Annotated in this window: 3 protein-coding genes; all 3 read left to right on the top strand. The window is 50.9% G+C overall.

Translation table 11 applies throughout. The features are described from left to right. Nucleotides 1–222: 222 nt before the first annotated feature. The 3 genes from HWQ67_RS19015 (at nt 223) to HWQ67_RS19025 (ending at nt 1,227) form a co-directional block, all read left to right on the top strand. Nucleotides 223–369, top strand: a complete 147-nt coding sequence (locus HWQ67_RS19015; protein ID WP_218254266.1) for a hypothetical protein — start codon at nt 223–225, stop codon at nt 367–369. 162 nt (nt 370–531) lie between these two features. Next, nucleotides 532–684, top strand: a complete 153-nt coding sequence (locus HWQ67_RS19020; RefSeq protein ID WP_218254267.1) for a hypothetical protein — start codon at nt 532–534, stop codon at nt 682–684. A gap of 108 nt (nt 685–792) precedes the next feature. Then, on the top strand, nt 793–1,227 hold the full coding sequence (locus HWQ67_RS19025; RefSeq protein WP_218254268.1) for a hypothetical protein: 435 nt from the start codon (nt 793–795) through the stop codon (nt 1,225–1,227). Nucleotides 1,228–1,240 lie beyond the last annotated feature (13 nt).

Raw genomic sequence — 1,240 nt, forward strand, 5'->3', positions numbered from 1 at the left:
GGAGATAGTTGCCAGAGTTAAAAGCGGAGAGATCTCGCTTGCAGAAGGCAAACGGATGATACGCAAAAGGGAGGCGTAGTGATCGCCCACGTATGCGCCGAGGAGCACCTGGGAACGGCCCAGTACCAGAGAAGCGGAGTACAGGAGGCGATACGCATCGTCTCCCGGTTTTGAATGCCGCCCGTTGCTCAATTCGACACGGTCGTCACCTCTCGGCTGGAAATGGCGGCCCGATCACTACCAACAAAGGATGGGTATGTGTACATCAACCGGATCAACATCCTTACCGGATGGATGGGATGGGGACGCAACTACCAGAAACGCCATTGCCTGGTGGCATCCCGACGATGCCTGCTGGTACTGGTCTGAGGACCAGGCGGACGAAGAACTACCCATCCCGAAACAAGTCGTGCAGTTTCCCAAACCGTGGCACATCGTGAGGCATGAGCCTTGGTTGTGTGCGATTAGGAATGTGAAGTTTAGGCTGAAAGGGAGCAGGATATAACTGTACTGGAGGCACTTCAAATAGCAATGGAGATTCTCCCTTACGCCAACGATGAAGAGCTTGACTACATAATCTGGGAGCACACTGGATATCCGATGTTTTGGGACTCATCTGACGGGAGCACCCCCGAGGAATGTTTTAGGAAGCAGCTTGAAGATTTCAAGAGGAGTATGGTATGAGCCAGTGGATGGCAATCGCGTATGTTATTTTTGGCAGCATGGCAATTGGAATTGGTGTAACAGTGTTCTTTATGGGAATAACCGAATTGCTGCGATAGGAGGTTCCTAATGGGTGAGTTTGTGAATGAAAAACTGGAACTGTGCGGAGTTTGTTGTCAGATGTGTACTAAATTCGAGACTGAAGATTGTCTTGTTGTTACGGCGTGGCCGTGGAGCAAATCTGGGAACTGGTGCAGCGCCTATGTGCCGAGCACCGTATTATATCCGGATGCTGTCACCATTGAGCAGGCCGTATTGAGGGACGCCGCTCAGTCTGAAGACACAGAAAACGGACAGATTACGATTAAGATTTTACACGACGAAGACGGTGAGTGCTCTTCATCTTGTGATTTGTGGGTTTTGAATGATGAGGATTGTAAATGTGATCTCATGGACGAGAAAACTACAGATGGGATTGTATGGAGTATCGTCCCAACCCGCTGCCCAGGCCCAGGGACGTATAAGCTCGTGAGGGTTGAGGACGTGGAGGGGCCGACGCCATGAGGATCAAGCCATT

The sequence above is a fragment of the Candidatus Magnetobacterium casense genome, from assembly GCF_019173545.1.
Classification (GTDB): domain Bacteria; phylum Nitrospirota; class Thermodesulfovibrionia; order Thermodesulfovibrionales; family Magnetobacteriaceae; genus Magnetobacterium; species Magnetobacterium cryptolimnobacter.

Coding starts and splice junctions, on each gene's coding strand:
- HWQ67_RS19015 (WP_218254266.1), top strand. CDS start 223: ATGGCGGCCCGATCACTACCAACAAAGGATGGGTATGTGTACATCAAC.
- HWQ67_RS19020 (WP_218254267.1), top strand. CDS start 532: ATGGAGATTCTCCCTTACGCCAACGATGAAGAGCTTGACTACATAATC.
- HWQ67_RS19025 (WP_218254268.1), top strand. CDS start 793: ATGGGTGAGTTTGTGAATGAAAAACTGGAACTGTGCGGAGTTTGTTGT.